Below are 15,751 nucleotides of genomic sequence, written 5' to 3' on the forward strand. Positions count from 1 at the left end.
AAATTGGCTGGTAGTTTCGTCGCCTGACTTCAAAGCGTCAATTTCATTTCTGTTCACAAACAATAATCGAAATAACATGTCCAACGGTGCGGGGCGCCGATCATTTTTCTTACGAAAGGTTTTATCCCCGCGCACAATTCTGTCTTGACCGACACGCCGCTCTGTGTGCAAACCAACGCCCCAGCAGTCGCTTTGCGCTTTTCAAGCGGGCGAGACCTGATAAAAATACCGCAAGCTGCCAAGCTCAACGCTCGGCGTTGCAGAAGCGCCTGCAATAAGTGGGAGGTGCCGAAAAGGCATCCGTAGGGGAAGAGGAAAAGCCGGATGCAACTGAACCTTTTTCACAGCGCCCTCAAAACGGCAGGGGGAGCATAATCTGTGCGTGTCCTAGCAATGATCGTAAGGTCGATAAGCGCCCTCAATACGCTTATCGGCAACATTTTCTCGTGGCTGTCACTGGCCATCGTCCTGCTGTGCTTCACGATCGTGGTGCAGCGCTACTTGTTCTCCACCAGCATCCTATGGATGCGAGATCTCTATGTCTGGCTGAACGGCGCCCTGTTCACGGCAGTGGCAGGCTTTGCGCTGCTGCGCGGCGATCATGTCCGGGTGGATATCTTCTACCGCCCCGCCAGCCTGCGCACGAAGGCGATCATCGACCTCGTAGGCGTGATCATCTTCCTGCTTCCGTTCTGCTATATGACTTGGGTCTACGGCTGGCCGTTCGTGGTGCGCTCGTGGCGCATCTATGAGGCGTCGCCCAATGTCGGCGGCATGCCCTTCTACTACCTCCTGAAGACATTCATCCTCGGATTTGCGGTTCTGCTAGCCCTGCAGGGCATTGCCATGGCGCTGCGGTCCATTCTGGTGCTGGCCGGGCAGGAAGACCTGCTGCCCAAGTCCCTGCGCTACGACAGGGGTGAAGAGGAAGCGAGCACGGGAGCCGTCTGATGGAGCCAGCAGTCATTGGAGAGATCCTGTCGGGTCTCATGTTCTTCGGGATCATCGGCTTCCTGATGCTGGGGTTCCCGGTCGCATTTACCCTTGCCGGCGTATCGCTGATCTTCGGCGTTGTCGGCATGTGGTTCGGGGTCTTCGACCCGTCCAACTATGGCAGCGTCATCAACCGCTACATCGGCAACATGACCAACGAAGTGCTGGTGGCGGTGCCCCTGTTCATCTTCATGGGCATGATCCTGGAGCGGTCGAAGATCGCGGAGCAGTTGCTGTTGACCATGGGCAAGCTGTTCGGCAACCTGCGCGGTGGCCTCGGCATGTCGGTGGTAGTGGTGGGCGCACTTCTTGCCGCCTCGACGGGCGTGGTGGGTGCCACGGTGATCACCATGGGCCTCATCTCGCTGCCGGCGATGCTGCGGGCCAATTATGACCCGAAGCTTGCCTGCGGCGTGATCTGCGCCTCCGGCACGCTCGGGCAGATCATCCCGCCCTCCACCGTGCTGATCTTCATGGGCGACATGCTGTCGGGCATCAACGCACAGGTGCAGATGGCGAAGGGCAATTTCGCACCGGCGCCCGTGTCGGTCGGCGACCTGTTCGCAGGCGCGATCCTGCCCGGCCTGCTGCTGGTGGGTCTTTACCTGCTGTGGATGATCATCAAGGCCGTTTTCCAGCCGGAATCCTGCCCGGCAACGCCCGTGCCGCCGGAAGAGAAGGGCAACCTCGGCCGCGAGATCGTGACGGCCCTGGTCCCGCCGCTGGTGCTCATCATCGCCGTGCTCGGCTCAATCCTCGGCGGCATCGCCACGCCGACGGAAGCGGCCTCGGTGGGTGCTGTCGGCGCGATGATCCTCGCATTCCTGCGCGGACGCCTGAACTTCACCGTGCTGCGGGAAACAGCAATCGCCACCGCCACGATGACGTCAATGGTTTTCATCATCCTATTCGGCGCGTCGGTGTTCTCGATCGTGTTCCGCCTGATGGGCGGCGACAACCTGGTGCACGAGTTCCTGAGTAATGTGCCGGGCGGCGTCATGGGCGCGGTCGCTGTCGTCATGTTCGTGATGTTCCTGCTCGGGTTCATCCTCGACACGTTCGAAATCATCTTCATCGTGATCCCGATCACCGCGCCGATCCTGCTCAACCTGGACGTCGATCCGGTGTGGCTGGGCGTGCTGGTGGGTGTGAACCTGCAGACCAGCTTCCTGACGCCGCCTTTCGGCTTCTCGCTGTTCTACCTGCGCGGCGTGGCACCGCCCAGCGTAACTACGGGGATGATCTACCGCGGCGTGGTGCCCTTCGTGGTGCTGCAGATCCTGGCACTCGCGATCATGTTCGCCTTCCCCGGCATCGCCACCTGGCTGCCGCGGGCGATTTACTGACCGCACGCCAAACAGCGGACAAGAACAGGGCCGGATGGGCAACCATCCGGCCCTTTCGTTTCATGGGCCTTCCCGGCAAGCCGCACAGGCAGGCGTCGCGTCCCCGTTGCCTGACAGGCCATCGTTTACCAACCTCGCAAAAGAAAAGCCCGGGTCGCCCCGGGCTTCTCCAGCGGGATATGTCCCGATCAGAGGTTGAAGTACTTCTGACGAGCCTGCAGGAAGGGCACGTCGGTGCCTTCCGTCTTCTGGCGCACGATCTTGAGCGCCGCGACGAAGCTCTCGGCCGTCTTCTTGGTGAGCGGATCGCTGGAGTTGAGGAACTCTTCCAGCACTTCCCTCGCAGCCTTGGCGCCAGCCTCGAGGATTTCGTCGGGGAAGTACTTCACCTGCACGCCATGCTCGTTGACGAGCGTCTGCAGCGCACGCGGGTCATTCGCGGCGAAGTCGGCGGCCACGGCGTCGTACTCGGCCTGGCAGCAGTCGCGGATGATGGCCTGCAGGTCTTCCGGCAGGTCGAGGAACTTCTTCTTGTCGACGACAAGCTCGGTCGCAAGGCCCGGCTCAACGAAGCTCGGGAAGTAGTAGTTCTTGCAGACCTGGTAGAAGCCGAGGGCGAGGTCGTTGTAGGGACCGACGAACTCGGCCGCGTCGAGCGTACCGGACTGCAGCGCCTGGAAGATCTCACCCGCGGCGAGGTTGGTCACCGAGCAGCCAAGCTTCTCCCAAACCTGACCGCCCAGGCCCGGCGTGCGGAAGCGAAGGCCCTTGAGGTCATCGAGGCCGTTGATGTCCTTGCGGAACCAGCCGCCGGCCTGCGTGCCGGTATCGCCGGACAGGAAACCGATGACGCCGAACTGATCGTAGATCTCGTCCCAGATCTCCTGACCGCCGAGGTAGCGGATCCAGGCCGTCAGCTCGCGCGAATTCATGCCGTAGGGAACGCCCGTGAAGAAGGACAGGCCGGCACTCTTGTTCTGCCAGTAGTAGGATGCACCGTGGCTCATCTCGGCCGATCCGTCGATCACGGCATCGAGCGCCTGAAGAGCCGGAACAAGCTCACCCGCCGAATAGACCTGGATGGTCAGGCGTCCGCCCGAAGCCTTCGTGATACGGTCCGCGAGGCGCTGTGCGCCGACGCCAAGACCCGGGAAATTCTTCGGCCAGGTGGTGACCATGCGCCAGGTGATATTGCCCTGCGCGATTGCTGGTGTGGCCAAAGCCGCGGCGCCCGCTCCTACGGTGGCAAGTCCAGCTTTCTTTATGAATGAACGACGATCCATGAAGTACCTCCCAGACAAGGATCGAATAGACGGGAAGCATTTGAACAACGCACCCCCAAGGCCGCCTATCAAACTTTAGCGAGGGCCATCGCGCAAGTGTGGAATGCACGTTGTCCTTAATGCAGTTGATTGCTCCCGATGAATTGCATGCCGATCATGCGCAATCGCTCTTGGAGAAGCCTCCTGCGGGCTGTAAATAAGCCCTCCCACTCTTGCGGAAACAACCATGAAGCCCATCGTTGCGGTCACCACCGACATCAAGGAACTCGACGACTACACCTGGCATGCGACGCCCGAGCAGTATCTGCGCGCCGCGCTCGAGGTGGCTGACGTCATTCCCTTACTGGTGCCCTGCTTCGGCGACAAGCTTGATCTCAACAGCCTGCTCGCCCGAGTGGACGGTGTGCTGATCACCGGCTCGCGCTCCAACGTCCATCCGTCTCACTATGGCATGACTCCTACCGAGCATCACGAGCCCTTCGACGAGCGGCGTGACGCGACGTCCCTGCCCCTGATCCGCCGCGCAGTGGAGTTGGGCGTGCCGCTGCTTGCCATCTGCCGCGGTATCCAGGAACTGAATGTGGCGATGGGCGGAACGCTCGCGACCGAGATCCAGGAACGCGCAGGAAGCATGGATCATCGCGGGCATGGCGCTACCCCGGACGAAAGGTTCGGCCTGAAGCACACGGTCCAGATCAAGCCGGGCAGCTGTCTTGCCGGCGTTCTCGGTGCGCAGGAGATCACCGTGAACTCGGTGCACCGGCAGGGCATCAGCGAACTCGCGCCGCGCCTTCAGGTGGAAGCCGTGGCGCCGGACGGGACGGTCGAGGCCGTGTCGGTCATCGACGCGCCGGGCTTTGCGATTGGCGTCCAGTGGCACCCCGAATATTGGGCGAGCAGGGACGCAGCCTCTCGGCGGATCTTCGAGGCCTTCGGGGAATCCGCGCGACAGCACGCGGCGAGCCGCCGCTAGTCCCTCAGACCTCTGTCCGCTTCCGCGCGGCTTTGGCGTCGCGCCGTGCGGAGCGTTACGGCTCGGTCAACGCCATGAGGGGCAGGGCCGGTCTGAGCGATTCGTAGGAAACGCCATCACCCGGATAGAACTGGGCTACCGGCCGGCCATCCTCCGCCAGGAACAGGATGTCCCCATCGTCGGTGCGAAGCCAGGAACGGACTTCCGACGACAGGACCTCCCGAAACTTCTTACAGGCAGGTCCCAGTTCCAGCGAGCCGCCTCGAGCGGATGGCTCTCCGCGCAGGGCCACAACACAGCCGCTTTCCTGCCCCTGCACGTGAGCTTCATAGGTTCGAGTGTGGGGCAGCGGAGCGGCGAACAGCTCGTCGCTGCCGGGCGCCAGCCCGCACCCTGTCTCCCGATCACGGATGGCCGTGTCCGCTCCGAGTGCGCCCAACGCCCCCACAACCACGAGATAGGTCAGCTTCATCGCCTCCTCCTCCCCGCCGGGAATGATGGTAAGACATGCGTCAGCGTGGAGGACGACATCCTGGCCGCACAAGTGCAGTAACGAAGCGCCAACCGTTATAGAACGCTGAGATTCCAGGAACTTTTAAGCGGCAAAGGGCGGCCGTTGCCTATCCGCGGCAAAGTGTGCTTATTTATTCGCAATCCGAAATAAATATCGGACAGACGGCAGCCGGCAGCTGCCGCGGGGGAGGAGGCATGTATCTCGGTATCGATCTCGGCACGTCCGGCGTCAAAGTGCTGCTGATGGCGCCAGACCAGACGGTCGTCGCAAGCGCGACATCGCCGCTGGACGTGCAGCGCAGGCAAACGGGCTGGTCCGAACAGAACCCGACAGACTGGATCAGCGCAACGGAACAGGCCATCGAACAGCTCAAGGCCGACCACGCCAAGGCGCTTTCCGCCGTGAAGGGCATCGGCCTTTCGGGCCAGATGCACGGGGCGGTGCTGCTCGACCGGGCAGACCGGGTGCTGCGGCCATGCATTCTCTGGAACGACACGCGCTCGCATGTCGAGGCGGCGACACTGGATGCCGATCCCCGGTTCCGGAAGATCACGGGCAACATCGTGTTCCCCGGCTTCACCGCGCCCAAGCTGGTATGGGTGAAAAAACACGAGCCGGCGATCTTCGAGGCCACCGCCAAGGTGCTGCTGCCGAAGGACTATCTGCGGCTGTGGCTCACGGGCGAGCACATTTCGGAAATGTCGGATGCGGCGGGCACGTCCTGGCTCGACGTCAAGCATCGGACGTGGTCCGACGTTCTTCTGGAAGCCACCGGACTTACGCGCGCCCATATGCCCGCGCTGGTCGAAGGCACTCAGCCGGCCGGTATGCTGCGCAAGGAACTGGCAGAGCGATGGGGGGTCAGCGGTCCCGTCACGGTCGCGGGCGGCGCGGGCGATAATGCCGCCTCGGCCTGCGGCGCGGGAACCGTCAGCGCGGGAGCGGCCTTCCTCTCGCTCGGCACCTCGGGCGTGCTGTTCGCCGCCACAGACCGCTACCTGCCCAACCCGGAAAGCGCGGTGCACACGTTCTGCCACGCCCTGCCCGGCACCTGGCACCAGATGGGCGTGATCCTGTCGGCGACCGATTCGCTCAACTGGCTTTCGGGGATCACGGGAGCGTCCGCCGCCGATCTTTCGGCGGAGCTTGGTGAGAGCCTGCGCGCGCCCTCGTCCGTCACCTTCCTGCCCTATCTCTCCGGCGAGCGAACTCCGCACAACGACGCGCTGATCCGCGGCAGCTTCACCGGCATCGAGCACGCGACCGACCGGTCGCGGCTCACGCAGGCGGTGATGGAAGGCGTCGCCTTCGCCTTCCGCGACAATCTGGAGGCGCTGCGCCAGGCGGGCACGGTGCTCGAGCGCGTCATGGCGGTCGGCGGCGGCTCGCGCTCGCCCTACTGGCTCAAGGCTATCGCCACCGCACTCAACCTGCCGGTCGACGTTCCCGAGGACAGCGACCGGGGTACCGCCTTCGGCGCGGCGCGGCTCGGGCTGATCGCCGCCACGGGGGCAGATCCGGCAAGCGTCTGCACACCGCCGCCCATCGCAAGAACCATCGAACCGGAACGCTCCCTCAGGGACGCGTTCGAGGAAGCCTATGCGCGCTTCCGCAAGCTTTACCCTGCCATTCGAGGAGTTTCGTCATGAGCACTGGATTTTTCGGCGATATGAAGCCGGTGGCCTACGAGGGGCCCGAGAGCACCAATCCGCTTGCCTTCCGCCATTACAATCCCGACGAGGTGGTTCTCGGCAAGTCGCTCAAGGAGCATCTGCGCTTCGCCGTCTGCTACTGGCACAGCTTCGTGTGGCCGGGTAATGACCCGTTCGGCGGCCAGACCTTCCAACGGCCCTGGTTCGGCGACAGCATGGAGCAGGCAAAGCTCAAGGCAGATGCTGCCTTTGAGATGTTCGAGCTGCTCGGCGTGCCCTACTTCACCTTCCATGACGCCGACGTGCGACCCGAGGGCGCCACACTCGCCGAGAGCATCGCCGGGCTCAACGAGATCGCCGACTATTTCGGGAAGAAGATGGCCGAAACGGGCGTGAAGCTCTTGTGGGGCACCGCCAACCTGTTCGGCCACCGGCGCTACATGGCAGGCGCCGCGACCAACCCCGATCCCGATGTGTTCGCCTATGCGGCCGCCACGGTGAAATCGTGCATCGACGTTACGCACCGGCTCAACGGCGAGAACTACGTGTTGTGGGGCGGGCGCGAAGGCTACGAGACACTGCTCAACACCGACCTTGGCCAGGAGCTGGACCAGCTCGGCCGCTTCCTGTCGCTGGTCGTCGACTACAAGCACAAGATCGGCTTCAAGGGCACGATCCTGATCGAGCCGAAGCCGCAGGAGCCGACCAAGCACCAGTATGACTTCGACGTAGCGACCGTCTATGGCTTCCTGCAGCGCTACGGCCTGGAAAATGAGGTGAAGCTCAACATCGAACAGGGTCATGCCATTCTCGCCGGCCACTCGTTCGAGCACGAGCTCGCCATGGCGCGCACCTTCGGCCTGTTCGGCTCGATCGACATGAACCGCAACGACTACCAGTCGGGCTGGGACACCGACCAGTTCCCGAACAATCCCCTGGAAGTGGCGCTCGCCTATTACGAGATCCTGCTGGCAGGCGGGTTCACCACGGGCGGCACCAATTTCGACGCCAAGCTGCGGCGCCAGTCGCTCGACCCCGAAGACCTGATCGCGGCTCATGTCGGCGGAATGGATACCTGCGCCCGCGGCCTCAAGGCGGCGGCGAAGATGCTGGAGGACAAGGCTCTCACCGACCCGCTGAAGGAACGCTATGCCGGCTGGCAGACGCCGGAGGCGCAGGCGATGCTCTCGGGCAAACGGTCGCTCGAGGAGATTTCCGAGCGCGTGCTGCGGGAAGGCATTGATCCCAAGCCGCGGTCCGGAAAGCAGGAGATCCTGGAAAATATCGTCAACCGCTATATCTAATTGTCTGAAACAGGCGGTGGCGGAGGCTTGTGGCCACGATCTGGCCATAAGCCTTAAGGCCTTGAAATGTAACGTTATAGGAGTGCCGTCAAAGTTTCATCGTACCGCCTTCTTCCAGTCAGGTTCGACAGGCACAACTCGCCGCGTGGAATTGGAGGTACGCAATGGAAGTCGACGAAAGCGTTGAGGCTGAAATCGATGCCCTGCTTGCGAAGGGCGAGTACTCGTCTGTTGTAGATGCGTTGCTCGCGATCCCACCCCGCGCCGACATGAGCGGCGATGCGTGGCAAAAGCTGATCCATGAGCGGATGCAGTTCAGGGTCTCGCGCATGATGCGCAAGACCCTGGAAGGCGATCACCAGAACAGGCCGGGCGTCCAGGCATGACAGCCGAAATCGTCTTTCTCCGGCCCAGAACTCCAACCGAGCGGAACGGGGGAACGCGGACGCGCCGCCCTCGCCCGCTTCAACAGTCAGTAAAGGGGCAGATACTCCTCTATCCTTTCGGCGGCCCAGCGAAGATGCGGCAGGAAAAGCCGCCGCATCTCCTCGCAGCTGTGCCGGCCAGTCTGCGTGGAAACGTTTACGGCAGCGACGATCCGGCCGGAGCGCGCGCGGACCGGCACCGCAATCGAGCGCAGCCCCAGCTCCAGCTCCTCGTCCACAATGGCGTAACCGTTGCGGCGGACTTCCGCCACGCATGCCGCCAGACGGTCGGGATCGGTTACCGTGCGTGGCGTGCGCGCGCGAATCGTTATCTGGCGCAGAAAACGGGCGAGTTCGGCATCATCCAGTTCTGACAGCAGAACCCTGCCCATGGACGTGCAATGGGCAGGCAACCGCGCGCCAATGTCTAGCGACTCCGCCAGAATGGAGCTGCCAACCACGCGCGCCACGTAGACGATGTCCTCCCCCTGCAGCACGGAAACGGAGCAGGATTCCCCCACCGATTGCGAAACGGCCCTCAGTATCGGCACGGCATGGCGCCAGAGCGGCGTCTTGCCGAGCCAGTTGCGCACCACCGTCAAGAGCTTCGCGGACAACAGGAACTGCCTGCCTTCCTGCAGAACCCAGCCTTCCGCCACAAAGGTCAGCAGCAGGCGGCGCGCCCCCGCGCGGGTAAGGTTGGCCGCGTTGGCGACTTCCGTCAGACGCATGCCGTCCGGCGCAGAGGCCAGGATCTCCAGAACCTTCAACCCCTTCGACAGTGACCCGACGATGTCGGGCGCATCCTTGTCCGCACTCGCCGCCAAACGATTTGACTCCCCAATGTCATGGTTCTAAAAAATATCACATACAAAACAATTGTTCGCAATACGAACATTGGCAGCCATGCATCCGCAATCGCCGTTTGCCACGACAGCGGAAATGCGCGACGCTGGTGCGGGATGCCAGGGTGAGAAGCCCGCCGCGGCGGGCATTGGCCGCTCGAACAGTGAAAGACGATCATGGCTGAAGCATTTATCTGCGACTATATCCGTACCCCGATCGGCCGCTTTGGCGGAGCGCTGTCATCCGTCCGCGCGGACGACCTGGGCGCCATTCCCCTCAAGGCCCTGATGGCGCGCAATCCGAACGTCGACTGGGGCGCCGTCGATGAAGTGATCTTCGGCTGCGCCAACCAGGCGGGCGAGGACAACCGCAACGTCGCGCGCATGTCCCTGCTGCTGGCCGGCCTGCCGGTGGAGGTGCCGGGCGCGACGGTCAACCGTCTGTGCGGTTCCGGCATGGATGCCATCATCACCGCCGCCCGCGCGATCAAGGCGGGCGAGGCCGAACTCATCATCGCCGGAGGAGTGGAGTCGATGAGCCGCGCGCCCTTCGTGATGCCGAAGGCTACCACCGCGTTCCAACGCACCATGGAGATCCATGACACGACCATTGGCTGGCGCTTCATCAATCCGCTGATGAAAAAGCAGTATGGCGTCGACTCCATGCCCGAGACTGCCGAGAATGTGGCCGAGGACTTCAACATCAGCCGTGAGGACCAGGACAAGATGGCATTCCGCAGCCAGCAGAAGGCTGCCGCCGCCATGACCAACGGACGCCTCGCCAAGGAAATCACCCCGGTCCACATCCCGCAGCGCAAGGGCGACCCGATCGTGGTCGACAAGGACGAGCACCCGCGCCCGGACACCACGCTCGAGGGCCTGGCCAAGCTCCCCGCGCCGTTCCGCGAGGGCGGCTCGGTGACGGCAGGCAACGCCTCCGGCGTCAATGACGGCGCCGCCGCGCTCATCATCGCCACCGCGGAAGCCGCCGCGAAGTATGGACTGACGCCGATCGCCCGCATCGTCGGCGGCGCGACGGCCGGCGTGCCTCCGCGCATCATGGGCTTCGGCCCGGCCCCCTCGACCAAGAAGCTGTGCGCCCGCCTCGGCATCAAGGTGACCGACTTCGACGTCATCGAACTCAACGAGGCCTTTGCCGCACAGGGCCTCGCAGTGCTGCGCGACCTCGGCATTCCGGACGACGCGGAGCACGTCAATCCGAACGGCGGCGCGATCGCGCTCGGCCACCCGCTCGGCATGTCCGGCGCCCGCATCACCGGCACGGCTGCGCTGGAGCTCGTCGAGCGCAAGGCCAGGCTGGCACTCGCCACCATGTGCATCGGCGTCGGCCAGGGCATCTCGATCGCGCTGGAACGCGCCTAACCAGTGCAGACACGCTGAACGGAATGAAGGGGAGCAGGCCCAGCCCGCTCCCCTTTTTTCATGTCCGGGGCGGGTTGGAAGCACGTCATGCCTGATATGGAACGGAAAGCTCGGCGGACCGAAGCCGACTTCATGGTGAGCCTGTCGAACCATCCCCCACCTCACGGTTCGACAGCCTCACCGTAAGGGGTGGAGGGAGGCACGGAGCTGCAATTAGGGCAGCACGATCACGTAGGGCGTGTCGAAGTAGAATTCTTCGAGATTGTTGCCATCGCCGCCACGGTCAACGACGATGAAGTCCTGCGGCTCGTCGCCGATCACGGTCAGCACGCCGTGCCAGGTACCGCGGGCGTAGTTCACCCCCTGCCCCGGCGCGGCAATGAAGGCTTGCGGCGTGCCGGGACGGCCGCCCTCGTCCGGGGCGACGGTCACCAGGAAGGGCCGCGGCGACAGCGGCATGAAGGCCTGGCTGCCGAGCGGATGCCGCTCCACCATGTCGAGCCGGTGTGGCATCGGATAGGGCTCGCCACGGAAGATGTTTATGAGAACGCGGGCGTTCTCGCCCGTGACCTCCACCTTCGCCAGGTCATGGAAACGGCGGCACTTGCCCCGGTTGATGAGGAAGCTCTCCACCGTGCCGTCGGCCTCGATCACGTCGCCGAACGGGGCGAAGGCCTCGCGTGTGAGAGGACGGGCAACGATCCTGCTCATCGTCCGGACCGCCACATGGGGCGCAGGGACGGATGCCGGTTGACATCCTTGTAGAGCAGATAGCGGAAGCGGCCCGGACCACCTGCGTAGCAGGCCTGCGGACAGAAGGCGCGCAGCCACATGAAGTCGCCTGCCTCTACCTCCACCCAGTCCTGGTTCAGCCGGTAGACCGCCTTGCCCTCCAGCACATAGAGCCCGTGTTCCATGATGTGCGTCTCGGCGAAGGGGATCACTGCCCCCGGCTCGAAGGTCACGATGTTGACATGCATGTCGTAGCGCACATCATCGGGATCGACAAAACGGGTCGTCGCCCAGCGGCCTTCGGTGCCCGGCATCGGGTTGGGCGCAATGTCCTTCTCGTTGGTGAAGAAGGCTTCCGGCACGTCGATGCCGTCGACGCGCTCGTAGGCCTTGCGGATCCAGTGGAAGCGGGCAGCCTCGGACCCGCGGTTGCGCGCCGTCCAGCGCGCGGCCGGCGGAAGGAAGGCATAGCCGCCCGGCTCCAGCACGTGGTCCTCGCCGTCGAGCGACACCGTCAGCGCGCCCTCGACCACGAACAGCACGCCTTCGGCCTCCGGGTCGGGCTCGGGGCGGTCGCTGCCACCGCCCGGCTGCACTTCCATGATGTACTGGGCGAAGGTCTCGGCGAAGCCGGAGAGCGGGCGCGCGATGATCCAGGCCCGCGTCTTCTCCCAGTGCGGCAGGTTGCTGGTGACGATGTCACGCATCACCCCCTTGGGGATCACCGCATAGGCCTCGGTGAAGACGGCCCGGTCGGTCAGAAGATCCGTCTGCGGCGGGTGCCCCCCATGGACGGCGTAGTAGGTTCGGTTCATGACGGCAGTATCTCCTTCAGGCGAAGGTAGGCGATGCGCTCCACCTGCTGGCAGGCGGTGGTGAACTCCTCCTCCCGGCTGTTCTCGATGCGCTTTCGGAAGGCGGCGAGAATGCTTTCCTTCGTGTTGTCCTTGACGGCGATGATGAAGGGGAAGCCGAACTTCTGCATGTAGCGCGTATTCAGGTCAGTGAAGGTTGCCCTCTCCTCGTCCGTCAACGCATCGAGGCCGGCGGACGCCTGCTCGCGCGTCGATTCCGGCGTCAGGCGGCGGGCCGCCGCGAGTTTGCCGGCCAGATCCGGATGGGCCTTGAGGACGCCCAGCCGCTCCTCCTCGGAGGCCGAGCGGAAGACGCGCGCCAGCGCGTTGTGCAGGCCGCCAGCGGTGTCGTGGGCGAAGCCCAGCTCCAGCTCATATGCGCGTTCGGCAATCCACGGCGAATGCTCAAAGATGCCACCGAACCGCTGGACGAACTCCTCGCGGCTCATGCAGCTCGGGCGGAGCGCCGGCGGCTGATACGGATGATGCTCCATCCAGTGCCGGGCAATGTCGATGCGGCGCGGCAGCCAGACCTTGTCATGGCTCTGCACGTAGTCGATGAAGCGCTTCAGGGAAGCCGCACGGCCCGGACGGCCGATCAGGCGGCAGTGCAGGCCGATGCTCATCATGGCCGGACGGCCCCGCCTGCCTTCCTCGTAGAGCGTGTCGAAGGCATCCTTGAGGTAGGTGAAGAACTGGTCGCCGGAGTTGAAGCCCTGCGCCGTCGCGAAGCGCATGTCGTTGGCTTCAAGCGTATAGGGTATGACGAGTTGCGGGCGGGTCAGGTGGCCCTGGCCGTCGTGGTCGATCCAGTAGGGCAGATCGTCGTCATAGGTGTCGGAGATCCAGTCGAAGCAACCCGCCTCGATGGCAAGCTTCACCGTATTCACCGACGTGCGGCCGACATAAAGCCCCCTCGGTGGCTCACCGACGACCTCGGTATGGAGGCGGATCGCCTCCTGAAGGTCACGGCGCTCGTCCTCCTCCCTGTGGGCTCTGTAATCGATCCACTTCAGGCCGTGGCTGGCGATCTCCCAGCCCGCCTCCTTCATGGCGGCCACCTGATCGGGCGAGCGCGCCAAGGCGCTTGCCACGCCATAGACGGTCACCGGAACGCCAGCCGCGGTAAACATGCGGTGAAGGCGCCAGAAACCGGCGCGCGCCCCGTATTCGTAAATGGACTCCATGTTCCAGTGGCGCATGCCTTCCCACGGGACGGCGCCGACCACCTCGGACAGGAACGCTTCGGAAGCCGCATCCCCGTGCAGGATGCAGTTCTCACCGCCCTCCTCGTAGTTGATGACAAACTGAACAGCCACGTATGCGCCCCCGGGCCAATTGGCGTTCGGCGGGTTGGCACCGTAGCCACGCATATTCCGGCAATATCGTTTGACCTGATCCATGTTGCTGTCCACCACCAAAGCGCATCAAACCTACTTGATAGCGCGAAACCCAATTCCCCAGAAAATTTTGAAACACTTTTTGATAAGACTTCCAGAAACATAGCTTATCCTCTCCGCCGAATTGTCTCACAATCAAAAAATTCGATTGCAGGAGGAGTGATCGGTGAGCGACGAGAAGCATGGCCGTCTGACAACGCATGTCCTCGATACGGCGGCGGGGCGCCCCGCAGCAGGAATGACAGTGTCCCTCTACCGGATCTCGGGAGAGGCCCGTACCCTGCTCAAGTCCGTCACGACCAATGCGGACGGACGCTGCGACGCCCCCCTGCTTGAAGGTGACGCGTTCGAGCCGGGAACCTACGAACTCGTGTTCGAGGTCGGCGCCTATCTCAGGCAACAGAATGTCGTGCTGCCGGAACCTGCCTTCCTCGACATCGTTCCCATCCGGTTCGGGATCGCCGAGCGGGCGCACTATCACGTGCCGCTGCTGGTCTCGCCGTACGGATACTCCACCTACAGGGGAAGCTGAGCATGACCACACCGTCGGAATCGCCCGTACGCAGGGAACTCCGCTTCCTGCTCAATGACCGGCAAATCGCCCTCTCTTCGGTCCGCCCCGACCAGACCCTTCTCGACTTTCTCCGACTCGACCAGCGCCTCCGAGGCACGAAGGAAGGCTGCGCCGAAGGCGACTGCGGCGCCTGTACGGTGCTGGTCGGCCGGCTCGACGGCGACACGATTTCCTATGAGACGGTCAACAGCTGCATCCGCTTCGTGGGCTCCCTCGACGGCTGCCATGTGGTGACGGTCGAGCATCTCAAGCGGCCGGACGGCAGCCTTCACCCGGTGCAGCAGGCGCTGGTGGACCATCACGGCTCCCAGTGCGGATTCTGCACGCCTGGCTTCGTCATGGCCCTCTACGGTCTTTGGATGAACGATCCCCACCCGACTGTCGAGGCCATCGAAAAGGCCCTGCAGGGCAACCTCTGCCGCTGCACGGGCTACGAGCCGATCGTGAAGGCGGCGCTCGCCATTTCCAGCTATGGCTCACCGGAAGAGGATCCGCTGTTCCAGGAGCGTTCCCAGGTCGTTGCGGCCCTCAGGGCCATACGCGACGGACGCCGCGTCGAGGTCGGCGAGGGCCAGGACCGGTTCATCGTGCCGGCGAGCGCCGACGATCTGGCAGCCGTGCTCGAGGAGTTGCCTGGCGCCAGAATCGTCGCGGGATCCACGGACGTGGGACTGTGGGTCACCAAGTTCATGCGCAACATCGCGCCGGTGGTGTTCATCGGCGGAATCGACGAGCTGCGCGGCATTTCGCTCGATGCAGAGAAGCGAGAACTCACCATCGGCGCACTCACGAGCTACACGGACGCGAAGGCCGTGCTTGCCGAGCACATTCCGGCCTTCGCGCAGCTGATCGACCGGATCGGCGGCGAGCAGGTGCGCAACATGGGCACGATCGGCGGCAACATCGCCAACGGCTCGCCAATCGGCGATACCCCGCCGGCGCTGATCGCGCTCAACGCGCGCCTCACGCTGCGCAAAGGGGCTACACGGCGGACCATTCCGCTCGAAGACTTCTTCATCGCCTACGGCAAGCAGGACCGGCAGCCGGGCGAATTCGTCGAGGCGATCCACGTGCCGCTGCCGGACGCGGACACGCACTTCGCGGCATGGAAGGTTTCAAAGCGACGCGACGAGGACATCAGCGCGCTGCTGGGCGCCTTTGCCATGAAGCTTGGCGATGACGGCGCGGTGCAGTCCATCCGCATCGCCTATGGCGGCATGGCGGCAACGCCGAAGCGGGCGAAGGCCGTGGAGGCTGCCCTGCAGGGCAAACCGTGGACGGAGGAGACGGTTGAAGCCGCGCTTTCCGCCTATGACGCCGACTTCACACCGATAAGTGATATGCGCGCGTCGGCGGAATATCGGATGCTGGCCGCGAAGAACCTGCTGCGGCGGTTCCACCTGCACACGACACAGGGCACGACACCCCTGACGGTGACGCGTTACGAAGCTGCATAATGACAACAAGAACCAG

The 15,751-nt window shown here is 63.7% G+C and carries 15 protein-coding genes; 9 read left to right on the top strand and 6 right to left on the bottom strand.

Annotation, left to right across the window (positions count from 1 at the left end):
- Nucleotides 1–378 precede the first annotated feature (378 nt).
- Together ABD906_RS07195 and ABD906_RS07200 are read left to right on the top strand one after the other, a co-directional pair.
- Nucleotides 379–951 carry a TRAP transporter small permease subunit gene (locus ABD906_RS07195; protein WP_345098822.1) on the top strand — a complete coding sequence of 191 codons (573 nt, stop codon included), beginning with the start codon at nt 379–381 and terminating at the stop codon, nt 949–951.
- Nucleotides 951–2,339, top strand: coding sequence for a TRAP transporter large permease (locus ABD906_RS07200; protein WP_345098823.1), 1,389 nt, complete (start codon nt 951–953; stop codon nt 2,337–2,339). Before ABD906_RS07195 ends, ABD906_RS07200 begins: the two co-directional genes overlap by 1 nt.
- Before the next feature lie 188 nt (nt 2,340–2,527).
- Here the strand turns inward: ABD906_RS07200 and ABD906_RS07205 are convergent, their stop codons facing one another.
- Entirely contained in the window at nt 2,528–3,622 is a 1,095-nt protein-coding gene (locus tag ABD906_RS07205; RefSeq protein WP_345098824.1) for a TRAP transporter substrate-binding protein, read from the bottom strand.
- Nucleotides 3,623–3,848: 226 nt separating this feature from the next.
- Between ABD906_RS07205 and ABD906_RS07210 the strand changes: the two genes are divergently transcribed.
- Complete coding sequence (locus ABD906_RS07210; RefSeq protein WP_345098825.1) at nt 3,849–4,595, top strand: gamma-glutamyl-gamma-aminobutyrate hydrolase family protein; 747 nt, start codon at nt 3,849–3,851, stop codon at nt 4,593–4,595.
- A gap of 55 nt (nt 4,596–4,650) precedes the next feature.
- Here ABD906_RS07210 and ABD906_RS07215 read toward each other — a convergent pair whose 3' ends face one another.
- Nucleotides 4,651–5,067 (bottom strand): hypothetical protein, encoded by a 417-nt coding sequence (locus tag ABD906_RS07215; RefSeq protein WP_345098826.1) that lies wholly within the window; start codon nt 5,065–5,067, stop codon nt 4,651–4,653.
- 236 nt (nt 5,068–5,303) lie between these two features.
- Between ABD906_RS07215 and xylB the strand changes: the two genes are divergently transcribed.
- From xylB to ABD906_RS07230, 3 genes are all read left to right on the top strand, one after another.
- The gene (xylB, locus tag ABD906_RS07220) at nt 5,304–6,758 is read left to right on the top strand and encodes a xylulokinase (RefSeq protein ID WP_345098827.1); all 1,455 of its coding nucleotides are present in this window, start codon (nt 5,304–5,306) and stop codon (nt 6,756–6,758) included.
- A complete protein-coding gene (gene xylA, locus ABD906_RS07225) occupies nt 6,755–8,065 on the top strand; it encodes a xylose isomerase (protein WP_345098828.1) in 1,311 nt (436 codons plus the stop codon). Before xylB ends, xylA begins: the two co-directional genes overlap by 4 nt.
- 164 nt (nt 8,066–8,229) lie before the next feature.
- Nucleotides 8,230–8,451, top strand: coding sequence for a hypothetical protein (locus ABD906_RS07230; RefSeq protein ID WP_345098829.1), 222 nt, complete (start codon nt 8,230–8,232; stop codon nt 8,449–8,451).
- A gap of 86 nt (nt 8,452–8,537) precedes the next feature.
- Here ABD906_RS07230 and ABD906_RS07235 read toward each other — a convergent pair whose 3' ends face one another.
- Nucleotides 8,538–9,317 carry an IclR family transcriptional regulator domain-containing protein gene (locus ABD906_RS07235; RefSeq protein WP_345098830.1) on the bottom strand — a complete coding sequence of 260 codons (780 nt, stop codon included), beginning with the start codon at nt 9,315–9,317 and terminating at the stop codon, nt 8,538–8,540.
- A 195-nt stretch (nt 9,318–9,512) separates the two neighbouring features.
- Here ABD906_RS07235 and pcaF point away from each other — a divergent pair, with 195 nt between their 5' ends.
- Nucleotides 9,513–10,718, top strand: a complete 1,206-nt coding sequence (pcaF, locus tag ABD906_RS07240; protein ID WP_345098831.1) for a 3-oxoadipyl-CoA thiolase — start codon at nt 9,513–9,515, stop codon at nt 10,716–10,718.
- A gap of 213 nt (nt 10,719–10,931) precedes the next feature.
- Here the strand turns inward: pcaF and ABD906_RS07245 are convergent, their stop codons facing one another.
- The 3 genes from ABD906_RS07245 to puuE are packed head-to-tail and all read right to left on the bottom strand — an operon-like array spanning nt 10,932 to nt 13,707.
- Nucleotides 10,932–11,429 (bottom strand): ureidoglycolate lyase, encoded by a 498-nt coding sequence (locus tag ABD906_RS07245; protein ID WP_345098832.1) that lies wholly within the window; start codon nt 11,427–11,429, stop codon nt 10,932–10,934.
- A complete protein-coding gene (locus ABD906_RS07250; protein ID WP_345098833.1) occupies nt 11,426–12,265 on the bottom strand; it encodes a bifunctional allantoicase/(S)-ureidoglycine aminohydrolase in 840 nt (279 codons plus the stop codon). The genes ABD906_RS07245 and ABD906_RS07250 overlap by 4 nt, the downstream gene beginning before the upstream one ends.
- On the bottom strand, nt 12,262–13,707 hold the full coding sequence (puuE, locus tag ABD906_RS07255; RefSeq protein ID WP_378187980.1) for an allantoinase PuuE: 1,446 nt from the start codon (nt 13,705–13,707) through the stop codon (nt 12,262–12,264). Before puuE ends, ABD906_RS07250 begins: the two co-directional genes overlap by 4 nt.
- Before the next feature lie 163 nt (nt 13,708–13,870).
- Between puuE and uraH the strand changes: the two genes are divergently transcribed.
- Together uraH and xdhA are read left to right on the top strand one after the other, a co-directional pair.
- A complete protein-coding gene (gene uraH, locus ABD906_RS07260; RefSeq protein ID WP_345098834.1) occupies nt 13,871–14,236 on the top strand; it encodes a hydroxyisourate hydrolase in 366 nt (121 codons plus the stop codon).
- Nucleotides 14,237–14,238: 2 nt separating this feature from the next.
- Nucleotides 14,239–15,735: a xanthine dehydrogenase small subunit gene (gene xdhA / locus ABD906_RS07265; RefSeq protein ID WP_345098835.1), complete on the top strand. Its 1,497-nt coding sequence runs from the start codon at nt 14,239–14,241 to the stop codon at nt 15,733–15,735.
- The last annotated feature ends 16 nt before the right edge of the window (nt 15,736–15,751 follow it).

This window comes from Chelativorans composti, assembly GCF_039541695.1.
GTDB classification, from domain to species: Bacteria; Pseudomonadota; Alphaproteobacteria; order Rhizobiales; family Rhizobiaceae; genus Chelativorans; species Chelativorans composti.

Coding starts and splice junctions, on each gene's coding strand:
- ABD906_RS07200 (WP_345098823.1), top strand. CDS start 951: ATGGAGCCAGCAGTCATTGGAGAGATCCTGTCGGGTCTCATGTTCTTC.
- ABD906_RS07205 (WP_345098824.1), bottom strand. CDS start 3,622: ATGGATCGTCGTTCATTCATAAAGAAAGCTGGACTTGCCACCGTAGGA.
- ABD906_RS07210 (WP_345098825.1), top strand. CDS start 3,849: ATGAAGCCCATCGTTGCGGTCACCACCGACATCAAGGAACTCGACGAC.
- ABD906_RS07215 (WP_345098826.1), bottom strand. CDS start 5,067: ATGAAGCTGACCTATCTCGTGGTTGTGGGGGCGTTGGGCGCACTCGGA.
- xylB (WP_345098827.1), top strand. CDS start 5,304: ATGTATCTCGGTATCGATCTCGGCACGTCCGGCGTCAAAGTGCTGCTG.
- xylA (WP_345098828.1), top strand. CDS start 6,755: ATGAGCACTGGATTTTTCGGCGATATGAAGCCGGTGGCCTACGAGGGG.
- ABD906_RS07230 (WP_345098829.1), top strand. CDS start 8,230: ATGGAAGTCGACGAAAGCGTTGAGGCTGAAATCGATGCCCTGCTTGCG.
- pcaF (WP_345098831.1), top strand. CDS start 9,513: ATGGCTGAAGCATTTATCTGCGACTATATCCGTACCCCGATCGGCCGC.
- ABD906_RS07245 (WP_345098832.1), bottom strand. CDS start 11,429: ATGAGCAGGATCGTTGCCCGTCCTCTCACACGCGAGGCCTTCGCCCCG.
- ABD906_RS07250 (WP_345098833.1), bottom strand. CDS start 12,265: ATGAACCGAACCTACTACGCCGTCCATGGGGGGCACCCGCCGCAGACG.
- puuE (WP_378187980.1), bottom strand. CDS start 13,707: ATGGATCAGGTCAAACGATATTGCCGGAATATGCGTGGCTACGGTGCC.
- xdhA (WP_345098835.1), top strand. CDS start 14,239: ATGACCACACCGTCGGAATCGCCCGTACGCAGGGAACTCCGCTTCCTG.